General features: G+C 39.9%; 17 protein-coding genes. 15 read left to right on the forward strand and 2 right to left on the reverse strand.

What is annotated here, in order from left to right:
- From ACT29I_RS22710 to ACT29I_RS22735, 6 genes are all read left to right on the forward strand, one after another.
- Positions 1-1,407 (forward strand): sulfatase family protein (locus tag ACT29I_RS22710; protein ID WP_444794490.1); only part of this gene is annotated, 1,407 nt, incomplete at its 5' end.
- A gap of 47 nt (positions 1,408-1,454) precedes the next feature.
- A complete protein-coding gene (locus ACT29I_RS22715; protein ID WP_444794491.1) occupies positions 1,455-3,083 on the forward strand; it encodes a glycoside hydrolase family 172 protein in 1,629 nt (542 codons plus the stop codon).
- Between the two features lie 59 nt (positions 3,084-3,142).
- Entirely contained in the window at positions 3,143-4,609 is a 1,467-nt protein-coding gene (locus ACT29I_RS22720) for a sulfatase family protein (protein WP_444794492.1), read from the forward strand.
- Entirely contained in the window at positions 4,606-5,994 is a 1,389-nt protein-coding gene (locus ACT29I_RS22725; RefSeq protein WP_430937096.1) for a sulfatase family protein, read from the forward strand. Before ACT29I_RS22720 ends, ACT29I_RS22725 begins: the two co-directional genes overlap by 4 nt.
- Positions 5,995-6,000: 6 nt before the next feature.
- Positions 6,001-7,503 (forward strand): sulfatase, encoded by a 1,503-nt coding sequence (locus ACT29I_RS22730; RefSeq protein ID WP_444794493.1) that lies wholly within the window; start codon positions 6,001-6,003, stop codon positions 7,501-7,503.
- 30 nt (positions 7,504-7,533) lie between these two features.
- Positions 7,534-8,595: a glycoside hydrolase family protein gene (locus ACT29I_RS22735; RefSeq protein ID WP_444794494.1), complete on the forward strand. Its 1,062-nt coding sequence runs from the start codon at positions 7,534-7,536 to the stop codon at positions 8,593-8,595.
- 290 nt (positions 8,596-8,885) lie between these two features.
- On the opposite strand, the gene ACT29I_RS22740 is transcribed toward ACT29I_RS22735, so the two are convergent.
- The gene (locus tag ACT29I_RS22740; RefSeq protein ID WP_444794495.1) at positions 8,886-9,542 is read right to left on the reverse strand and encodes a hypothetical protein; all 657 of its coding nucleotides are present in this window, start codon (positions 9,540-9,542) and stop codon (positions 8,886-8,888) included.
- A 90-nt stretch (positions 9,543-9,632) separates the two neighbouring features.
- Positions 9,633-9,914 carry a hypothetical protein gene (locus tag ACT29I_RS22745; RefSeq protein ID WP_444794496.1) on the reverse strand — a complete coding sequence of 94 codons (282 nt, stop codon included), beginning with the start codon at positions 9,912-9,914 and terminating at the stop codon, positions 9,633-9,635.
- A 773-nt stretch (positions 9,915-10,687) separates the two neighbouring features.
- On the opposite strand from ACT29I_RS22745, the gene ACT29I_RS22750 reads away from it, so the two are divergent.
- The 9 genes from ACT29I_RS22750 to pglX all read left to right on the forward strand — a co-directional run bounded on the left by ACT29I_RS22750 (position 10,688) and on the right by pglX (position 22,853).
- Positions 10,688-10,981 (forward strand): helix-turn-helix domain-containing protein, encoded by a 294-nt coding sequence (locus ACT29I_RS22750; RefSeq protein ID WP_444794497.1) that lies wholly within the window; start codon positions 10,688-10,690, stop codon positions 10,979-10,981.
- 175 nt (positions 10,982-11,156) lie between these two features.
- A complete protein-coding gene (locus ACT29I_RS22755) occupies positions 11,157-11,414 on the forward strand; it encodes an HsdM family class I SAM-dependent methyltransferase (protein WP_444794498.1) in 258 nt (85 codons plus the stop codon).
- A gap of 24 nt (positions 11,415-11,438) precedes the next feature.
- A complete protein-coding gene (locus tag ACT29I_RS22760; RefSeq protein ID WP_444794499.1) occupies positions 11,439-12,086 on the forward strand; it encodes a hypothetical protein in 648 nt (215 codons plus the stop codon).
- Between the two features lie 66 nt (positions 12,087-12,152).
- A complete protein-coding gene (locus ACT29I_RS22765) occupies positions 12,153-12,326 on the forward strand; it encodes a helix-turn-helix transcriptional regulator (RefSeq protein ID WP_444794500.1) in 174 nt (57 codons plus the stop codon).
- A gap of 2 nt (positions 12,327-12,328) precedes the next feature.
- Positions 12,329-12,931, forward strand: a complete 603-nt coding sequence (locus tag ACT29I_RS22770; protein ID WP_444794501.1) for a DUF1819 family protein — start codon at positions 12,329-12,331, stop codon at positions 12,929-12,931.
- Positions 12,932-12,933: 2 nt separating this feature from the next.
- Positions 12,934-13,512 carry a DUF1788 domain-containing protein gene (locus tag ACT29I_RS22775; protein WP_444794502.1) on the forward strand — a complete coding sequence of 193 codons (579 nt, stop codon included), beginning with the start codon at positions 12,934-12,936 and terminating at the stop codon, positions 13,510-13,512.
- 100 nt (positions 13,513-13,612) lie between these two features.
- Positions 13,613-17,116, forward strand: coding sequence for a BREX system P-loop protein BrxC (gene brxC, locus ACT29I_RS22780; RefSeq protein WP_444794503.1), 3,504 nt, complete (start codon positions 13,613-13,615; stop codon positions 17,114-17,116).
- Between the two features lie 9 nt (positions 17,117-17,125).
- On the forward strand, positions 17,126-18,661 hold the full coding sequence (locus ACT29I_RS22785) for an RNA-binding domain-containing protein (RefSeq protein WP_444794504.1): 1,536 nt from the start codon (positions 17,126-17,128) through the stop codon (positions 18,659-18,661).
- 244 nt (positions 18,662-18,905) lie between these two features.
- Positions 18,906-22,853, forward strand: coding sequence for a BREX-1 system adenine-specific DNA-methyltransferase PglX (pglX, locus tag ACT29I_RS22790; RefSeq protein WP_444794505.1), 3,948 nt, complete (start codon positions 18,906-18,908; stop codon positions 22,851-22,853).
- Positions 22,854-22,924: the final 71 nt, after the last annotated feature.

A 22,924-nucleotide genomic window follows, 5' to 3' on the forward strand; every position in this document is an offset into this window, starting at 1 on the left:
TATGGAGCCACCAAACTGCAAACGCCCAACATCGATAAACTGGCCAGGGAAGGCCGGATGTTTACCGATGCCCATTCCGCATCGGCAGTGTGCAGCCCTTCGCGTTATGCTTTGCTTACCGGCGAATACCCCGTGCGCCACGGAAACCTGAATAATCCCGTGTTCCTTAAAAATAAACTGATAATCGATACACAAAAAACAACCATTGCCTCGGTACTTAAAAAGGCTGGTTACACAACAGCTTGTATTGGCAAGTGGCACCTTGGCTTTGGAACAACGGAACCCGTTGATTGGAATAAACCATTAACTCCGGGACCTAACGAACTGGGCTTCGATTATTATTATGGGGTTCCCGTGGTAAACAGTCATCCTCCTTTTGTTTATGTCGAAAACCACAATGTGGTAGGTTATGCAGAAGACGACCCTTTTGTTTACGGTAAAAGTGCCAAAACGGCAGCCGTTTTCGAAAAAATGAAATTGGATGCCATTGGTGGAGCAGATAAGGCACATGAGTTATATGTTGATGATGAAGTGGGAACGCATTTAAAAGGGAAGGCGCTTGACTGGATGAAAGGACAAAAAGAGAAACCTTTCTTTTTGTATTATGCCACCACCAATATTCACCATCCGTTTACACCAGCACCGCAGTTTGTGGGATCTAGTAAATGTGGATTGTATGGCGATTTTGTGCATGAGTTGGATTGGATTGTGGGGGAAGTGATGCAAACACTGGAAGAGATGGGGGTAGCCGAAAATACCCTTGTAATTTTCACCAGCGACAATGGCGGGATGTTTAATGCTACCGGTCAAAAGGCCTGGGGACAAGGACACCGATTAAATGGCGATTTGTTGGGCTTTAAGTTTGATGCCTGGGAGGGCGGACACCGAATTCCCTTTATCGCGCATTGGCCGGAGAAGATTCAAGCAGGTACCGTGTCGGAACAGTTGATTTGCAATGTGGATATGCTGGCCACCTTAGCAGCACTTACCGGGCAAAAACTTGAGAAAGGCCAGGGGCAGGATAGTGAAAATATGTTGGGCGCCATTACCGGACAAACCAACAAACAAATACGGACCGAAGTGCTACTGGCTGCTCAAAGAAAAACACACCTGGCCATTCGCAAGGACAGTTGGATTTATATTGGCGCGCAAGGAGGTGGCGGTTTTACGTCTGGAAAACACGGTGCCCATGCTTTTGGAGGTCCGGCAGCCATTACCTTTGCAGGAGAAGTGAATAGCGATATCGAAAATGGAAAAATAAAGGAAGATGCCCCACCGGCCCAACTTTATAATCTTGAAAAAGACCCTTCGCAAACCACAAACCTTTATCATGAATTTCCTGAAAAGGTAAAAGAAATGAAAGAGCTTCTGAAGTCCTATCAGGAATTGGGAAAAGTGGCCAAATAAAAATTATTTTTGAAAAACAAAAAAACATTAAAAACTAAATAAACACCATGAAGAATCAATCCGGAAAAATGTACCAATTATCAAGTCTATTTTTGATGGCCATTCTAATGTTGAGCGCATGCGCTCAGCCACCCAAAGAGGTAAGTATTGAATCACTTCTGACAGAAATGATAGACAGAGAGGCTGTGGCCCGCTTCCCGGAGAAAGATTTCCGGTTAAAACAGGAAAGCAGTTATAACCGTGCTTCTGTAAATCCGGAAGACACTGTAGGATGGTTTATAAATAAAGATTTTAACTCGAATGAAAAGGACAGTAACTTTATTCGTATTGAAGATAACAACGGGCAGCAAGAATGGGTATTAATGGACCATCAGGGAGCCGGTGCAATAGTGCGCACATGGATGCCATTCAGGAATGCAAAAAACCCGGGGACTAATAGTATCATCAAGTTTTATTTGGACGGATCACCAGAGCCTGTTCTGGAAGGAAATATGATGGGGCTTTTAGATGGAACCGGACTTATTCCTTTCCCATTGGCGCACAAATCTTTGCGTTCAGCGGTTTCATTTTTCCCTATTCCTTATGCAAAAAGTTGTAAGATAACGGTAACGGAAAGGCCTTTTTTCTATCAATTTACCTTTAGGGAATATGCGGAAGGGACAGCCATTAAAACTTTTACGTTGGAAGACTTTAACCAGGCACAAGGACAAATTAAACAGGTGTGTGAAACGTTGTTAGCCCCTGTAAATACGGAAGAAGGGAAACATGTAAAACTCCATGAAAGCCTGGCTCCGGAGGAAGAAAAATCAGTTGCTCTGCCTCAAGGTACTTCGGCTGTACGTTCACTTTCATTAAAGTTGGGTTCGTATACCGATTCATTGGTGATGCGTTCAGTTGTTCTTCAGATGGAGTTTGACGGACAACAAACTGTTTGGTGTCCTGTGGGTGATTTCTTTGGTTCCGGAATCGGTTTGAACCCTTATCAGGGCTGGTATCGTACCGTTGGTGAAGATGGAACCTTATCGTGTCGTTGGGTGATGCCTTATCAGGAATCTGCCAAAGTTACGGTTTTGAATCTGGGTGAGGAATCGGTGGATGTTCAGTTGAAAGCCGTTGTTGGTGATTGGGAATGGGATGAAAACAGCATGTATTTTAATGCCGCCTGGCGGGGACAGTATCCTGTGCCCACACGACCATATTCCGATTGGAATTATGTAACGCTAAAAGGAAGAGGCGTGTACGTTGGCGATGCGCTTACCATCATGAATCCGGTGGAGAAATGGTGGGGCGAAGGCGATGAAAAAATATGGGTGGATGGCGAAGACTTCCCGTCAATTTTTGGTACGGGTACTGAAGATTACTATGCCTATTCATGGGGAGGCATGAGTACCGATTTTTACGAGCACCCGTTTCATGCACAACCACGCAGCCACAAGTATAATAAGTTGAATAGAAAGACCACAGAATTTGAGCGGAATACCTTGGGATACAGTACCGAAACACGTACGCGGGCCCTGGATGTGATGCCGTTTGGTAGTTCTTTAAAACTAGATATGGAAGTATGGAGCTGGACCGACTGCGATATGGCTTACGGCGTAGGGGTTTATTGGTATGGCGATGCAACCACCACATCCAATCGTGTGCCTGATCCGGAAGGGGTATTGACCTCGCACTAAAATTCAAAATATAATTGGTGAAATTCATTATTAGACCATATAATTAAACGTATAAGAAAATGAGAGCATATATTGGAGGATTCTTATTAACTATCGTTTTGTTTGGGTGCACACCAGACAAGACAAAACAAACAATTCTCAAACCAAACGTTATCGTTGTCTTCATCGACGACGAAGGTTATGGCGATGTTGGCTGCTATGGTGCTACAGGCTTTCAAACGCCCCATATCGACGAAATGGCCGGCAATGGCATGCGGTTCACAAATTTTTACGCAGCTCAGCCGGTTTGCAGCGCGTCGCGTGCCGGATTGATGACTGGTTGCTACCCCAACCGTATTGGATTAACCGGGGCATTGTTTCCCTGGCATAAAATAGGACTTAATTCAAAAGAGTACACTATGGCCGAAATGTTTCATGACCAGGGGTATGCAACGGCATGTGTGGGTAAATGGCACTTAGGGTGGCAAGAAGCGTTTTTGCCATTACAGCATGGCTTCGACGAGTTTTTAGGCCTACCTTACTCAAACGATATGTGGCCACACTCGAATGTTACCGGTGAAAAGAAACCTAACAGCAGGTATCCTGCATTGCGTTTAATCGAAGGAAACGAAACCATCGATACCATTGCCAGTATTGCCGATCAGGACAAGTTAACCACGCTGTACACCGAAAAAGCAGTTGACTTTATTAACCGAAATGCCGACACACCCTTTTTTCTTTACGCAGCCCATACCATGGCCCATATTCCGTTGGGCGTATCCGATAAGTTCAAAGGAAAAAGCGAACAAGGGTTGTATGGCGATGTTATGATGGAAGTAGATTGGTCGGTAGGGGAAATCATGAAAGCCCTGGAGAAAAATAACTTAACTGACAATACAATCATCATTTTTACAACGGATAATGGGCCTTGGTTAAACTTCGGCAACCATGCTGGCTCAGCAGGAGGACTGCGAGAAGGTAAAACCACCAGTTGGGAAGGCGGACAAAGGGTGCCTTTTATTATTAAGTGGCCGAACAAAGTTCCCGAAGGTATAGTCTGCAATAAATTGGCCTGTGCGGTTGATTTATTGCCTACATTTGCATCGATAACGGGAGGAAAACTATCTGAAAATAAAATTGATGGAGTAGACATAACACCGCTTTTTAAAGGCAATTTTGAAAAAACTCCCAGAGAGACCATACTGTATTACTATGGCAAGAACAACCTAAATGCGGTAAGAAAAGGCAACTGGAAACTAGTTTTACCACATTCATACGGTTCGTATAATACAACACCGGGCAACGATGGGTATGGTGGAAAAAGAATTAACACAGTTATTGAAGAACCCGAACTCTATAATATGCGGCGCGATCCGGGCGAGCAGTTCAATGTAATTAAACATTATCCCGGGAAAGTGGAAGAATTGATGAAGGTAGCAGAAAAAGCCCGTGCAGAATTGGGCGACTTGAATATTGGCATAGAAAAAGGGAGCGGGAATCGTGAAATGGGTCGTGTGAATACCCTAAAAACAAAAAGTATAAAGTGAAAAGTTATTCGAATAATATATTAGGATTAATTTTTGTGTGGTTTGGGATCGTATCATCTGCTTATGGTCAATCGTCACAACCCAATTTTTTAATACTACTAGGCGATGATATAAGTGCCTCAAATATTGGGTGCTATAATTCGAAGAACCCGGGAACAACACCCCATATTGATAAACTGGCAGAGGAGGGCATTCGTTTTACAAACATGTTTGTAGCCGAGGCAATGTGCGCTCCAACCCGTGCCGAATTATACACGGGTATGTCGCCTTATAAAAATGGTTGTACCGTCAATCATGCAGCAACAAAAACTGGTACATTGAGTATTGTTCAGCATTTGGAGAAATTGGGCTATCGTGTTGGCTTAACGGGAAAACGTCATTTCAGGCCAAAGTCTGTTTATCCATTTGAATTTATTGATGGTTTTACGCCAAATTGTACTTTGCACGGCAATGCGCCTGAAAATTGGGAGGGGGTTGAAGAATTTGTGAGTCGTAATCCAGAGCAACCTTTCTGTTTGATTATTTGTTCGGTTCATGCGCATTCTCCCTGGGATGCAGGGGATGCTTCGCTTTGGGACCTGGATGAATTGAAGCTCCCCAAAAATTTAGTGGATACCAAAGAAACCCGTCACTATTATAGAGAGTACCTGGCCGAAATTAGATTGTTTGATGAGCAGGTTGGAAAAGCCAGGGAAACGCTTAAAAAACATAAGTTAGATGAAAGTACAGCGCTTATTGTTTTAGACGAAAATGGTGTGGGAATGCCCGGCGGAAAATGGACAACCTATGATTTAGGTGTTCGTTCGGCCTGTATAATGAAATGGCCAAAACCTTATGCCGCTCATTTTGAAACGGATGCTATTGGGAAATATTGTGATATTTTGCCAACATTAATAGACGCAGCAGGTGGCGTAGTTTCGGAGTCTATGGATGGAGAAAGCCTGCTTCCGCTTATTGCAGGCAAAAAGAAAGAACACCGCGAGAAAGCATTTTTTATATACAATAGCGGACCGGAAGGACCAGCTTTTTCTTCGCGTGCTGTTACCGATGGTCGCTATAAGCTAATATGGACTTTAACGCCTGAAAACCTGTATGCGGTGCGCACCATAAATGGTTTCGATTATTTTCATGTCGATAAGTTTGAAGATAGAGATGTGCGTAAGATGTATCTGTCATGGTTAACTAAAGCTGGGTATGATAAAAATGCAAGAGACCTTGTGCAGCGTTTTAGACAGCGTCCCGAATTTCAGCTCTTCGATTTGAATAGCGATCCTGAAGAAATGAATAACTTGGCTGAAGACCGGGTATATGCAGATAAGCTGCAGGAGTTAAAAATAGCAATTCATCAGTGGATGGAAGAGCAAGGAGACCTAATGATTAAATAATAAATAATGAAAAGAATACTTCAAACCATTTCAATAATTCCAATAGCTATTGCCGTGTTGTCGGCTTGTAATCAGAAAGAAAGTAACACAAAACCCAACATCATCTACATTATGGCCGATGATTTGGGCTGGCAGGATGTGGGTTTTATGGGAAGCCAATGGTTTGAAACCCCTAACCTGGATAATTTGGCAGGGGAAAGCCTCGTTTTTACCGATGCCTATATGTACCCAACTTGTTCGCCATCCCGGACGGCGTTGCTTACCGGCCGTCAGTCATTCAGGACCGGTGTTTATAACGTTCCGGTATTGGAGCGCGGCAATGACCAAACCAATATATTCTCGCGCTGGACGGTTGGCCATGAGCACCCGGTGTATGCCGAGCCATTGCACGAGGCGGGGTATAAACTGATCCATTTGGGCAAATGGCATATTGTGGGGCCAGATCCTGAAGCTGAAAAGGATTATCCATTTCAACAAAAACTAAAGCAACCGGACAATGGCGATACCTCCTGGGTGGCGAAACATAAACAAGACTACCAAAAATATTATCCCCGGGGACGTGGTTTTGACGAGAACGTAGGTGGAACCTGGTGGGGCGATCCCGCCCGTGGTTATGACCAAGGGTATAAGTCAGAAAGTGGCGGCTATAAAGCGCCGTTTAAAAACCCGTTTATAGATGATCAGGAAGGGGACGAATGGTTAACCGACAGGTTGACCGATGATGCCATTGATTTTATCAAGCGCAACAAAAGCGAACCATTTTTTGTGAACCTGCACTATTATGCGCCACACCGTCCCACCGTTCCCAGGAACACGGCGTGGTTGCGGAAATTTATGGAAAAAGCCCCGGATACGGTTACGGGACAAGGCACCAAAAGGCTTGAGGAAATTGCGGGCTATGCCACCATGATAGCGTCCATTGATGAGAACGTACAACGAATTTTCGATTACCTGGATAAAGAAGGATTGCGTGAAAATACGATTGTGATATTTACCTCCGACAACGGGTTTAACGGTTTGCAAAGCAGCACAAATACCCTGCGGGGCGCAAAAGGTACGGTGTACGAAGGGGGCATTCGCGTGCCCGCATTTGCGAACTGGAAAGGACGGATTACGCCGGGAATTTCACAAACGCCTATTTGCGGAATGGATTATTTTCCTACTTTCCTGGAGCTGGCCAATATCAGCGATTATAACGAAACCCTGGATGGGCAAAGTTTGGTGCCTTTGTTGAACGGGAAAAAGGAAAAGGAACGTCCGCTGTTCTGGCACCTGGCAAGTGCCTACAAAAATCCGCCATGTTCCATTATCCGTAAAGGAAAATGGAAGCTGATTCAGTTTCTGAATGATGGAAAAACAGAATTATATAACCTGGAAGCTGACCTCAAGGAAAGTGAAAATCTGGTGGACGCAAATAAGCCAATAGCAGATGGTTTACTGGACGAACTGGTAACATGGCGTAAAGAAAACAAAGTGCCGCTGCCGCCTGCTTCAGTATTGGCGTATTAAGGGGAAGCGACATGTGATAAAAAATATAGGATGAGGAAAAAATTACTTATTACACTGATTTGTATTTCAGGGTTTTTGCGCTTTACGGGAGTTTGCGCGCAAGAACAACGGGTTAACCGCTCATGGGCAGATCGCCTGGAGTATGCCGGGATAGCGGTGGAAGAACCAGGCTATCATGTTTGGGGGGCATCACCGGTAATTGGCCCCAATGGCAAAACACATCTTTTTGTTTCGCGCTGGCCCGTCGAGGAAGGGTTTGGTGCATGGATCACCCATTGTGAAATCGCACGATATGTTAGCGATCGTCCGGAAGGCCCCTTTGTTTTTAAAGAAGTGGTAATAAGGGGAACTGAAACAGATACATGGGATAGAAAATCCCCTCACAATCCCAATGTTCATCGGGTAAACAACCAATACGTGTTGCTTTACATTGCAAATAGCGGAGGTTCCCGAAACAAAAAGGTGGCTTCGCAGCGTATTGGAATGATGATTGCAAATAGCCCGGAAGGTCCCTGGAAAAAAGCAGGTGATCATGGATTGATCCTCGAACCGCCCACAGATTCTTTGATCTGGAGCCATGGCTCCGTGGTGGGGGTGAATAACCCGGCGCTCTTTGCCCATCCCGATGGCCGTTATTTTTTATATTACAAAGCGATGAAGAAGGGGGATGTGAGGCGCATGGGGGTAGCCATCGCTGATAAGTTGGAAGGACCATACGTTTTTCATAAAGAATACCTGACCGGCAATGATACCGAGATTGAGGATGGTTATGCTTTCTTTGAAGATGGAAAGGTCTGTTTCCTTACAACCAATAATCACCAAGGAGAGGGATATTTATGGAAATCGGAGGATGGACTCCATTTCGATATACCCGTACTCGGCTTTGATAGGATCGAACACTATGTGGGGAGTGAGTCCGTAAAGAATGCCACCATTCTTAGGGGCAAAAAATTCGAACGTCCGCAAATACTGATGATGGATGGAAAACCAAGGTATCTGTATGTGGCATCAGGCATCAATATTACAGGGGGAAATACAAGTTGCTCGTGTGTTTTGCGTATCAAGAATCCAGGCCAATTCTCGACAAAGTAGTCGTTACCTTCGATTAGCCCGGCTTGTATGCTTCATCTAAATCTGAAAAAAATGAAAACTATGGTGGGGATACCCATGCTGTTGGTATGGATAATATGTAACCCGCAATATGCATTAGAAATTCTATTACACATTGAAATTATTTTAAAACAAGTCACTTCGTTGCATCACTTCAACTCACCAGAACGATGCTCCTTAAAGTAATCGGGACAAGTGAGGCCTCGTTTCGGCAAGGCCTTGTTTTATGGTGTTTAAATGCGCATGACGTATTTCTAATACATCATCCGGGTTTAAGAACGCGAGGTGATACCTAATTTTTCAAGATATTGCGACTCGTCGTCACGAAAAATCAGACGGGCCAGACGTACCATTTCAGAAACACATTCATCCAGCTCATCCAATTTAGCATTACGCTCTTTGGTGGCATACTGTGCATCCCCGCTCTCTTGCTCCCGTTTGTTGCGTAATTGGTCCAGCGAATTTACCTCTTCCGAATCTGCCATGATAGACTCAGTGGTATAACCAAAAGGAACCAGCTTAGCCAATACCTCTTCCTTGCTTAACAAGACGGAGTAGAAGTTTTGGGCTATTTTCTTAAAATCGGCATATTTACTGATTTTACTGTTGTACAAACCCATTTCAACCGCTTCCGGTGTGTCGGCATCATACCAGAACTTAAGCGACTGCCGAATGCGGCGTAACTTCTTGCGGGAAGATCCCAGCGTTTCATTAAATGCTTCGCTGGCTAGTTTCCATTCGGCATTCTCCTGCTCGTTTTTTAAGATCAAATCACTGCTTTCCTGAAACAATTGCTTGTTGGCCAGGTGACGATTTTCATCGAAGCCAAAAGGCGCAAACCGGGCACGGATAATTTCGTCGTCATGTGCATTGTAAATGGCAACACGCGAATACTCTAATTTGTCATTAATACTACTTTTGTTTCCCATAATATTAGTTTTAAAATTTGAATCAATAAGTTAAAAAAATCTATCCGCTACTTCCATACGACAGCCTATTTCTTTTTACGAAAAGAATTATTATTGCCATAAAAGCATCCATTTTATACACGAACTATGGATTTCGGTATTTACATATGTTTCTGTTTCACACAGTGCCGGGTTACCGGCTTTTATGAGGTTGCTACCGGCCAAAATGACCTTGCTACCGGCATTTATGGGGTCGCTACCGGCCAAAATGACCTTGCTACCGGCATTTATGGGGTTGCTACCGGCCAAAATGACCTTGCTACCGGCATTTATAGGGTCGCTACCAGGCAAAATGACCCTGCTACCGCCATTTATGGGGTCGCTACCGGCCAAAATGACCTGGCTACCGGCTTCCGGGACTTACAGGTAAACCTTTTTGAACAAACCCGGGTAAGCCCGGGCTTTCATTTGCCCGGCGCTGTTCCGTCATGTGGGGGAGTAGTGACAACGAAATTTACCGAACACTGTCGAGTAAAATAGATATTCCCCGAAACTCAAGTGGGACGCCGGTGTCTGCCTCAACGAAAAATGCAGCGATCGATATTTTTATGGCTATTTCTTTTTCAAACCGCTGTGGAATCATAACATATCATTCCGGACCGACTAAGTATTATTTCGTCCGTTGTATTGATCAGAATAGCAAGCGTTTTAAACGGGTTAGTATGCTGTCCGGGGTCATTCATCCGCCTTCATGCAAAAGCGTTAAAAAAAATCAGTAACCGAGGCGATAAGAAAGAATTGTTGCGATAAGTGCGTGTAATATGAAGCTGGCTTAGGGATTACCGGTCGGCGCAAAAATCAATAAAGGTAAAAGCGGTTTGAACCCATTACAGGCCTTAGAAATCCTGTTACGCCATTCAGCTACCCCAAAACAAGGCGTTTCGTTGAGTTGCTTCCACTTTTAATGCTGGCCTACTTTTGTATTACGCTGGAGGGTTTGAACAATGGTAAAATATCGCCCTATCATACCAGGTCTTGATTGCTGCTGCTACCCCGTAAGCCTGCAACCCATAGTTGATATTATCTAAAAACTTTTAACCGATAATAAATTCTGTTATTGACCTTTTTATTATATTTGACAGAATCGTCTAAACAATACATTTCTAATGAAGAGCGCAGAGTTTGGGGCTTATGTAAAAGCCATACGTGAAGAAAAAGGATTGCCACAACGGAAAGTGGCACATGCCATTGATGTGGACACCAGTACTTTATCTAAGATGGAATTGGGTGAAAGGCAAATCTCGATAACAATGGTAAAACCTTTGGCAGAAATATTGGAACATGACTTTAAGGATTTACAGATAAGATATATATCTGAGAAAATTAAAGCAGACTTTAAGGAGCAGCCATTTTTGAAAGAGGCACTGGAAATGGTTATTGAAACGTCCTTTACTAAATAATCAATAATACTAATTAAGCGTTGAACCTTTTCAGGGTACCCTGTCTACATGATTATGAGGCTTGATTATATCTTTGTTGATATAAGAATTCAAATAAATCAACCACGTAGTGGTTAAACCTTGAATAATTCTGGGTGAAACCCAGGGAAAAAAGGCAATGGAATCACAACCCTGAATGGGTGGAACTTTTATTCTAACCCTTGGCCGAGTATATGAATACTTTTTAGGTCAGTTTGCTTTGGCTGAAGGTCAGAAAGGTGGACAGTTTTATACACCAGAGAGTATTGTAAAGCTTTTGGTGGAAATGTTAGAAACCTATAAAGGTCGTGTTTGTGACCCTTGTTATGATTCGGGTGGTATGGTTGTGCAGAGTGAGAAGTTTATTGAAAGCCATCAAGATAAAAATAATAGGTTTCGGATGATTATGCAATAATTGGAATTGAGGTCATCCCTAATTATGAGTTTGAAGCACGACTGCTATCTTTTGGTGAAAATGTGGAAGTATTATCACCTTGTGTTTTATAATAAAAATGAGAGAAAGAGTATTAAATCAAAACAATATTTATCGTTAGAATGCGGAACAGTTGCCCAGGTTAGATCTTGCTTGGAATCAATTATTTATAACAAAGAGGGAATGACTATAAAACCAGCAAAACATTTAGAAACCACACTTGAAATAAAACTTCTTAAAGGAATGAATAAAATTGGGTGCATTGAAAATCATGAAGGAAAACTTAATGGTGCAGCCGTATTAACAATAGGTAAAACTTCTGAGTCAAGGCCTGATAAGGTATATATTCCTGAAGCTGATGTAACTATTACTTCGAAACCTGATTATGGATTTTTTGAAATTAAGATATATGAAGGTGAGGAAATTACACGTTCAAGCCTACTTTTAAGCGAGAATAGACTTAGTTCAACATCTGGTGTTATAGAATATCTCCGTAAAGAATTCAATAAAAGACCAGTTAAATACATTCTTGATAACCTTTATTTGCAGCGAGAGAATATGCAATTAAAAAAAGATAATGAAATATTGACTCGGAAAATGAGGTCATTGAAGAGAAGTATGGGGCGTTTTAAAAGAATGATACGAAACACTTAAAAGAAATACGAATTAAAATAATAAATTTGGCTCAGTAAAACTTTAATTTTTATTAAAGAGTAACTGATGAAAGAGATTTTGAAAGCAAAAGGCATCAAGCAAAAATGGTTAGCACAAAAGCTTGGTGTTAGTGAGGTAACAGTAAGTAACTGGGTTAAGGAAAAGAGTTACCCAAGTAAGAAGCACATAGAAAAGCTTAGTGAAATTTTGAATATTCCTAAAGAAGACTTGAAGCATTAATTATGGGATACAACGAAAAATATGATTTTTCCTATACGGCTTCATCTTTACGGAATAACGAAATGATTTTAGTTGCTAGAAGTAAGGAGTCATCACAAGAGCTAGATATTGATAAAGAATTAGGTGGGGGCAAAAGTGCCACTGGGAAAAGGATTTTCAGGGAATGTAAGAAACGCTTAAAAAGATTAACAAAAGAACAAGTTAGCTTTCTGCTGGAGACTGACTTAACCTCTCAAAGGCAGATATCTTTTTTAGCGATATGTAAGTTGCATGGTTTCATCCGTGATTTTGCAGTAGAGGTACTAAGAGAAAAGCTTTTAATATTTGATTATGACTTAACGGATGGAGAGTATATCTCCTTTTATCGAACAAAGGCAGAATTGCACCCGGAAATGGATGCTTTAACAGCATCCACTCAAAAAAAGATTAAGCAGGTAACCATGAAAATACTGGAACAAGTCGGGTTAATTGATAATGTTAGGAACAAAAGGATACAGCCTCAACTTTTGGATTCTAAATTAATTGAAGTTATAGCTAAAGATGATAAAGAATGGCTAAAAGTATTTTTATTGAGTGATGATGATATAGCTAATTGGACAATTTAATTATGAAGGATATATCAAAAAAGTTTGACCATTTGTATAGAGTAATTTCATCAAAGGGATTTATTAATAAAGAGTCTTTGGGAGGCGAAATCCCCTTTTTTATATCCGCGTATGATGCCCAAAAAGAATTGCTTGTAAAAGAATCCATTCAATTGCTTATTAACAAGCTTGATACATCGGGTGTACCAATTTTAGAGTTAAATCTTTATGATTTGGTATGTGAGGTTATGGAAGAAAAAGGAGGTGTTGAGCGGATGTTTAAAGTTGAAAAGGCCAGAAGTAAAGAAAAGTTTTTGAGGGCATTACAATCTTCTTTAAATATACATGAAATATTAATGCCATTAATTCAAAGTAAAATAGAAAAGTCGGTTGCAAAGGTTTATTTCTTAACAGGAATTGGTCTTGTATTCCCCTATATTCGATCTCACAATGTTCTAAACAATTTACAGAATATTGCTAAAGAGGCTCCAACGGTAGCCTTTTTTCCGGGCGATTACGATGGACACACGTTGAACCTATTCGGTTTGCTAAAAGATGACAATTATTATAGAGCCTTTAACATAGAAAAAATTGAAGCCTAAACATATGAAACTGGCATGGCCAGAGCAAATAATTTTAGTTACACAAGGGTGTGATTAAAGTATTTGCTGGTTATCAGGGTTTTGCTAATTATTAGAGTATATGAAAATAAAAGAGTTTTTTCAGAAAGATATAAACCGAAATATAGAGACTGTCATCAAAGCAGATGATCGTGACCATATTTCAGATGAAGTGGCTGAGTATGTAATTACCAATGAGATCGCCAAAAAGATCAGGGACTTTTTTCAAGCCTATAATGATTATAATGGGGCTAATGGTGTATGGATTTCTGGTTTTTTTGGTAGTGGTAAATCTCATTTGCTAAAAATACTTTCCTATGTATTGGAGAATAAGTCATTTAATGGATATAAGAGTGGGGAGTTATTTGCGGAGAAGATTGAAGATGATGAAATGTTGAAAGGTGACGTATTGGCTGCCACACGTATTCCATCAGAGTCTGTATTATTTAATATTGATCAACAAGCTCAAATTACTTCGAAAACAGATGAGAATGCCATCTTATCTGTATTTTATAAAGTATTCTTTGACCACTTAGGCTATTATGGTTTCCAAACTCATGTGGCTGAGTTTGAAATGTGGGTGGATAAGCAAGGGCTGTTTAAAGAATTCAAGGAAAAGTTTAATCAGAGATTCGATAAAAATTGGGAAGAGGCTCGTTTGGATTATTTTGATCCATTTGTTACTGATACAATTGCTGAAGTGCTTGGAGAATTAAACAATACGGATGCATCGAAGTATGAAACGATATTAGATGACCTGGAAGACAAGCAAAAACATTCCATTGAGGATTTTTGCCTGAGGGTGAATGATTATATAAAAAGTAAACCTAAGGGATTTAGACTAAACTTTTTTGTGGATGAAGTAGGACAATACATTAGTGATAACACTAAGCTGATGCTTAACCTACAGACCATAGCGGAAACTTTAGCCACTCGAACCAAAGGGAATGCATGGATTTTAGTGACATCCCAGGAAGATATGGAAAAAGTTGTTGGCGATATGACTAAGAACCAACAAAATGACTTTTCGCGTATTCAGGCAAGGTTTAAGCTTAAGATCCCGTTGACATCGGCCAATGTTGATGAAGTAATAGAAAAAAGATTACTCAAAAAGAATGATGGAGCACAGGAACATTTGGTGCAGAAGTTTATAAAGGAACAATCACACCTGAGCACCTTGCTGTCGTTTTCTGATGCGGGTGTTCAGTTTAAGGGATATAGAGATGAAATAGATTTCGGTAATAAATTTCCTTTTGTGCCCTATCAGTTTGATTTATTTCAAAGTTGCCGTAGAGCTTTGTCAACGCATAATGCTTTTCAGGGGAAACATGCTTCGGTAGGAGAACGTTCTATGTTAGGTGTATTTCAACAGGTAATACAAAATATTAATGAGCGGGATTCAAAGGCTTTAGTGAGCTTTGACCGAATGTATGAAGGAATTAGGAATGAACTTCGTGGAGAAATACAGAGTTCTATTATTCTTGCTGAAAAAAACCTAGACAACAGATTTGCAGTACAGGTGCTTAAAGCGCTTTTTCTGGTTAAGTATTTTGGAAACTTTAAAACGACCAAAAGAAATATATCAGTATTGATGATCGATGATATAGAGGTAGATTTAAAACAACATGAGGCTTTGATTGATGAAGCTTTAAATACGCTGGAAAATCAAAGTTATGTGCAACGAAATGGAGATGTTTATGAGTTTTTGACAGATGATGAAAAGGATGTAGAGGAAGAAATAAAAGGCACGGATATAGATGATTCTGCTATCAATGATTTGCTGAGGAACATTTTCTTTGACGAAATTATACGTGATAATAAAATACGCTATCAATTAAACAAGCAAGATTACGATTTCACGCATAAAATTGACGGTGTTACTTTAGGTAGAGAAAAAGAGTTAGAGATTGAAATTATAACAGAGAACTATCCCGATTTTGATAATTTACCTGTACTGCAATCTCAAACGATGGGAACTACTGGTATGAAGCTTCTTTTGCACTCGGATGCCATTTTTATGAAAGATTTAAAGATGCATTTGAAAGTAGAAAAATATTATAAACAAAACCAGTCTACATCTAATCGCCCTGAGGTAAAACGAATTTTGCAGGAAAAAGCTCAGCAAAATGCAGAACGAAAGAAGGGGCTGCTCTTTATAGCCAACAAGCTTTTAGCTTCAGCAACGGTTATTATGAATGGCCAGAAACACGAGATGGGACAAAATTCTGACGGTAAAACTCGTGTTGTGAATGCTTTTCAGGATTTGGTTAAGATAGTGTATTCCAATCTAAGAATGCTGGGAACCACTCAATATAGTGAGGACACGATAAAACAGGTAATAAGGGATCAGCAAGATGATTTATTTGGTGCTGATGACACCTCTATGTCTGAAGCGGAATCGGAGATCCAGAATCTAATCATTCGAAGAAAAAAGCAATCGGACAGAACAACGTTGATTGATTTAAAAAATCATTTTATCAACAAGCCTTATGGTTGGTATCCAAATGCCATTTGGACGATAATGGCTAAGTTGTATAAGAGAGGCAAAATTGAATTGAAACAGGATTCAAACTTATTGGAGGATGATAGTGTATTAAATGCCATACTTAACTCAGCCTATCATGTAAATACCATTCTGGAGCCGCAAGCTACCTTTGATACCGCAATGGTTAAAGCCTTAAAGCAAGCTTACAAAGATGCTTTTGATGAAAGCTGCCCATTGACAGAGGCGAAAGATGTTGCTAATGCTTTTAAAGAGAAGTTAAAGGAAATGCAGGTTAGCGTCAGCCAATTGTTAGCGCATAAAAAAGATTATCCTTTTATCGATCAGTTAAGCGAGTTTAACGAGAAACTGTATAGGTGGAGTAATAAGGATTATAGTTATTATTTAACTAACCTACAGGATTTTGAAGATGAGCTATTGGATACTAAGGAAGACTTAATCGATCCAATTAAAAGGTTTGTCAATGGAGATCAGTCTAAGATTTATGATAGTATTCGCAACCTGTTAAATGGCGATCGTTCTAACCTGGAATTTATTGAGGGCAATGAATTGGATGATTTAGAGGCTTTGATGAATCATCCGAAACCCTATTCAGGTAACCTGATGAAGGACGCTAAGGCTGCGAAAGATACATTGAGTGACAAGGTATTATCCTTCATTGACGAGGAAAAAACCAAAGCTATTTCTGCCATTGAGAATGCGATAAAGGATTTACAAAGCAAAGATGAGTTTAAAACGCTTGACGCAGAACAGCAAGCTGTTATTGTAAATCCATTACAAGAGGAAAAGAATAAGCTGGCTAACCAGAAGTACATAGCCAATATTAGGGATGCAAAACGTAGGGTAACGGGAGAATTAAAGGAAAAGCAACTTAATCAGATGATTAAGTTAAGTGCCCCTGTAAAAAAAGGTGATCCCGATACCGTGAATGAACCGGTTCCGCATTATATCAGTAAGTCAAATATAAAGGTTGACTACCCTAAAACCGAATTAAAGTCAGAACAGGATGTAATGGAATATTTAGAGGCTTATAAAAAAGCTTTGCTAAAAGAGATAAGACAGAATAGGCGTATTTCGCTTTAATGGTTGTGTATGACAAAAGAGGAACTAATATATAGATTGTCGGACCTGGAGTGGGAAGATTTTGAGGTGAAAGAAGCTAAGGCCAACGTGCCTAAAGGTTGTTGGGAAACCGTGAGCTCTTTTTCAAATACCAATGGAGGATGGCTTGTTTTTGGAATAAGGCAGAAAGGAAAGTCTTTTGAGGTTACTGGTATAGACAACGCAGAAAAGATAGAACAGGACTTTTTAAATACCTTAAGGGGTGATAAGTTTAATGTACCCATTCCTACTCGTCAATATAAGTATACGCTGGATGGAAAAAATGTATTGGCTTTTTATATTCCTGTGTCTAACAAGAAACCTGTTTATTACAATACACAAGCCAATACTTTTATTAGAAGAGGGAGTGGTGACCAAAGAGCCACCAAGGAAGAAGTGGATGCGATGTATCGCGATCAATCCTTTGGTACAAAAACATCGGAATGTGCACTTGGTACATCGGTAGCCGACCTTCATGTGAAGTCGTTGAAGCAGTATCGCGATTATATGACACGTTTTAATCCGGATGTGAGTTACAATCGCTTTGACCAGGAAGAGTTTTTGAATAAGCTCAGGATTATTGAGAACGGCCAATGTACCTATGGTGGTCTTTTATTTATGGGAAAAAGGGAAGTCATTGAAAAACACTTCCCAGATTTTAGAATTGATCTTTTGGAAGTTCCGGGCACTTCCTATCAAGATGCTCAAGTGCGCTACACATTTAGGTTGGATGAGTTTGAAAATCTGTGGGAATATTACTTTGAGTGTTTTGCTCGCTTAAAACCTAAGGTTGATGTTGAGTTTAAATTGACCGACCAGGGATTTGGACAGGAGCTATCTCCCGGATTACAATCCATACGAGAGGCTTTGGTAAATATGCTGATGCATGCTGATTATTTTTCTCCGGCACATGCTCGTATCCGTATTTTTACCAACCATATTGAGTTTTACAATCCTGGAGGACTACCCAAACCATTAGAAGAACTAAAAGGTAAAGACATTTCTTTACCCCGTAACCCCATCATATCAAAGCTTTTTAGGATGGTTAAAATGGCAGAGAATGCAGGTTTTGGTTTTGACAAAATTGAAACCAACTGGGAATCGTACAATAAAACCTCACCGGAATATGACCTGGCCTTTGATTCTACCATTGTTAAACTTTTTTTATTGAATAAAGAAGCAGAAGGTGAAAAGCCGGGGTTCGGAATAGGTTCGGATAAAAACTTAATAGGGTTCGGAGAAGGTTCGGAAAAGGTTCGGATTAAATGGGGAGATACTTGGGAGAAAATACAACAACAGTTGGGAGAAAACTTGGGAGAAAACTTGGGAGAAACATTAGCTAAGGTATTTTTTGAAATACAAAAAGATTCCAATGTTACTGCTGCAAAGTTGAGTCAAATAATTGGTAAATCGACAACAACAATTGAGAATAACATTAAGAAACTCAAGGAGCTTGGAGTTTTGAGACGAATTGGCCCGGATAAAGGTGGTCATTGGCAGATTATTTCACCAAGCAATAAAGAATGAAATGATGATTAACAAAGTAAAAACTGAAGGAGAGTAATATAGTTGTTAGGGAAGGATCGGATAAAACTGGTTTTTGGAAGATTAATTAAAATACAGAACCGAATTTTTCAATGATACTGTAAATGATACTGTAAATGATACTATAAATGTCACACTAAATGTCACACTAAATAAAACTATAAACCAACAACTAACCACTAACAACCAACCACTAACTATTGACAAATAAACAATTGACGATATTATGAACACCAACATATTAAAACGCTTTGCTCAACAAGCCCGAAAAAAGCTCATAGAACAGGTAGGTGCCCGATTAGAACTAGTGCTCTCAACCGACTCGGCTGAGTTGCGCGAAAAAGCCAATCCGATAAAAAAACTACAGGATGCCATTAACGAAACATCAAAGGAACAGGTAATTGATAAGGTGGCATATACCTGGTTTAACCGTTTAATGGCTTTACGCTTTATGGATGCCAACGATTACCAGCCCATTGGTATGGGTGTAGTAACGCCAAAGCCGGGACATACCTTGCCGGAGCTGTTGGATGAAGCTAAACAAGGACATATACCCGATGATATGCCTGTAAAGGTGCAACATGTTTATGATGTATTGGATGGTAAAATACCAAGTGCCAACGCACAAAACGAAGCCTATAAAGAGCTATTGATTGGAGCTTGTAACTACCTGCATAAAATTTTCCCTTTCCTGTTTGAGCGCATTAGCGATTACACCGAGTTGTTATTACCCGATGACTTAATCTCTGAGTTCTCCATTGTGCACGACTTCCAACAAGGCATGACTACCGAAGGTTGCCGAGAGGTAGAAGTGATTGGTTGGTTGTATCAGTTTTATATTTCGGAACGTAAGGATGAAGTGTTTGCCTCAAAAAGTAAGGTAGCCAAAGAAGATATTCCGGCAGCAACGCAATTATTTACGCCTCGGTGGATTGTGGAGTATATGGTACAAAATACTTTGGGTAAACTATGGTTGCAAAACCGACCTAACTCGGGTTTACGTGCTTACATGCCTTATTACATTGAATCGCCTTCTGCTAAGACTGAAGAGTATTTAAAAGTAGCTTCTGTTGAAGAAATAACCTTGCTGGATCAGGCTTGTGGCAGTGGACATATACTGGTGTATGCCTTTGAATTGTTTACTAAGATATACGAGGAGGAAGGTTATAATGCCAGTGAAATACCTCAATTAATTATAGAGAACAACCTCTTTGGTTTTGAAATAGACGAACGAGCAGCTCAATTGGCTGGTTTGGCCTTGATGATTAAAGCACGAAGCTACCAGCGCCGTGTATTCCGAAAAGATATCAAACCTAATATTCTTTGTTATCAAGACCTGCACTTAAAAGCGTATGGCGATGATTATAAAACAACTTTTAAAATAAGTAAAGACAACAAAGAGTTAAAGGATATATTAAAATACCAATATGTACTGGCTGAAGATATTACCAAAACAACGGAAAAAAATGTAACCGATAAAGAAACCGGAAAGGTACATACGCTTGAAAAAACTAAAAAGTTGATTAAGAATGGTTGGCAAGTAGGCGCAGACAATTACGACACTATTCTGGAGCACGACCATGATGATATATTCTTTTATCAGGATGAGATTAGAGATACCTGCCGTACCATTAAACTAAAAATAACAGAAGAGCTTTATATCGATTTATTACATATGACTCAGGCTACAATCCTGGGCTCACTTATTGTGCCAAAGGCAGGTGCTGAAGAAATAAGTAAAGCGCTCGCTTTGGTAATTGAGAAAAGCAATACTACTGATGCCTTTTTAAGTTTGGCATTAAACCAATTAAAGCAAGCTTTACAGCAACTACAATTATTGAGTAATAAATACCATTGTATTGTAGATAATCCACCTTATATGGGAGGTGGTAATATGAATAAACCATTAGCCGACTTTGTAAAGGATAACTACCCCAGCAGCAAGGCCGATTTAATGGCTTGCTTTATGGAAACAGGATTGAAAGTATTACATCCAATGGGATTCTTAGGAATGATTAACCAGCACTCCTGGATGTTTTTAAGTAGTTATGAAGAGTTACGCAAACAATTAATTGAAAACACTTTTTTTGATACGCTTTTGCATCTAGGACCTCGTACATTTCCTGAGATAGGTGGTGAAGTGGTACAAAATGCTTCTTTTACTTTCTGGAATACCATCAAAAAAGATAAAGGTTCTTATATACGTTTGGTTGACGAAGGAACTTCTGAATTAAAAAGGAACAAAACGATTGAAGCTATCCAGAACTCAAACTGTGGTTGGTTTTATGTGGCGAGTCAGTTAGATTTTGAGAAAATTCCAGGAAGCCCGATAGGGTATTGGTTGAGGAAGAATGTAATTAATGTTTTTGATAAGGAAGATTCCCTAGGTATAAACACTATTGCAAAACAAGGATTAGCTACAGGAGATAATGAGCATTTTGCAAGATTATGGCATGAAGTTGCTAAAAAAGGATTATGTCTTTTTGCAGATAGCTGCGAACGAACGGAGGAATTGTTATATAAATGGTATCCATATAATAAAGGAGGAGCTTTTAGAAGGTGGTATGGAAACATAGTTTATGTTGTTAATTGGCTAAAGAACGGCAATGAGATAAGAAACTTTAAAGATACTAAAGGTAAACTACGTTCTCGTCCTCAGAATACCCAATTTTATTTTAATGAAGGACTTACATGGTCAGATGTAACATCTGGTAATTTGTCTTGTAGATATCTACCAATAGGTAATATTTATGATATTTCAGGTCATTCCGCATTTCCTAAAGATGAGCAAGAAAGACTGGTCTTAATTGCCTACATGAATACAAAATTCGTAAATAAAATTGCAAAATTGCTTAACCCAACACTTCATTTTCAAATTGGAGATTTTTGTAATATACCTACTCCTTCACTGTTTTTCCATGAAAGTGTAACTGTAATAGCAAGTGAAAATATTAACTTATCAAAGTCAGAATGGAACACACGCGAAACATCATGGGACTTCCTTCAGAACGAACTCAATCGCATTGCTTCGGCTGGGCTCAGCAACCCTAAGCACCATATAGATTTGGAAGAAAGTTTCGACCTCTATCAGCAATACTGGCAAAACAAGTTTTACCAACTGCATAAAAACGAAGAAGAACTGAATAAGCAATTTATTGAGATATATGGTTTGCAAGAAGAGTTAACACCCGATGTGCCTTTGGCGGATATTACCATACTCAAAGAAGAGTTGGATCAAAAGCAGTTAAAGGCTATCAGTGAGCGTTATAAAAGTGCTTGGCAGCTAGTGGATGGTGGTCAGTGGGTAGTGGATAGCGCCCAATCGCCAATCACCAATCACCAACTACCCAAACTCCCTTTCAACCCCAAAGAGATCTTCAAACAATTCATCTCCTACGCTGTAGGCTGCATGTTTGGCCGTTATAGTCTGGATAAGGAAGGTTTAATACTCGCCAACCAAGGGGAAACGCTTAGCGATTACATCGCTAAAGTTCAAAGTTCAAAGTCAAAAGTTCAAAGTATTGAAGATCTTTCTTTTGTGCCCGACGATGATAATATTATTCCGGTACTGGATGATGAATGGTTTGAGGATGATATTGTAGGTCGTTTTAAAGCCTTTTTAAAAATAAGCTTTGGTACAGCTAACTACGATAAAAACCTGGCTTTTGTAGAGGACTGCTTGGGTAAGGATATTCGCAAGTACTTCCTAAAAGATTTTTATACCGATCATATCAAACGTTACAAAAAGCGCCCAATTTATTGGCAATTTTCATCGCCAAGCAATTCCTTTAGTGTGCTTATTTATATGCATCGTTATACACCTGATACTTTGCACAACATACTAAATGGCTACCTTAAAGAGTATCGTGAGAAATTAAATACCCGTGTGGAACATCTAGATCACTTAATACAAAGCGGTACTTCGGCCGAGCAAACCAAAGCTGCCAAAGAAAAAGAGAAACTACAAAAAGTATTGCACGAACTACAAGAGTACGAGCGTGATATTTTATATCCCTTAGCCACCGAGCGCATAGCCATTGATTTAGACGATGGTGTATTGGTTAACTACAATAAATTTGCTCAGGCCATTAAACAGGTTTCAGGCCTTAACGATAAAAAGACCAAGGATAAGGTAAAAGGATTTGATTGGATAGATGTGGAGGGGATTAGGTAAACATATTAATTAACAAACGCAACTTTGAACATTTTTTGCGTATTATTAAATTAAATGATAAAAATATTCTA

This window comes from Saccharicrinis sp. GN24d3 (assembly GCF_052400645.1).
Lineage (GTDB): Bacteria > Bacteroidota > Bacteroidia > Bacteroidales > Marinilabiliaceae > Saccharicrinis.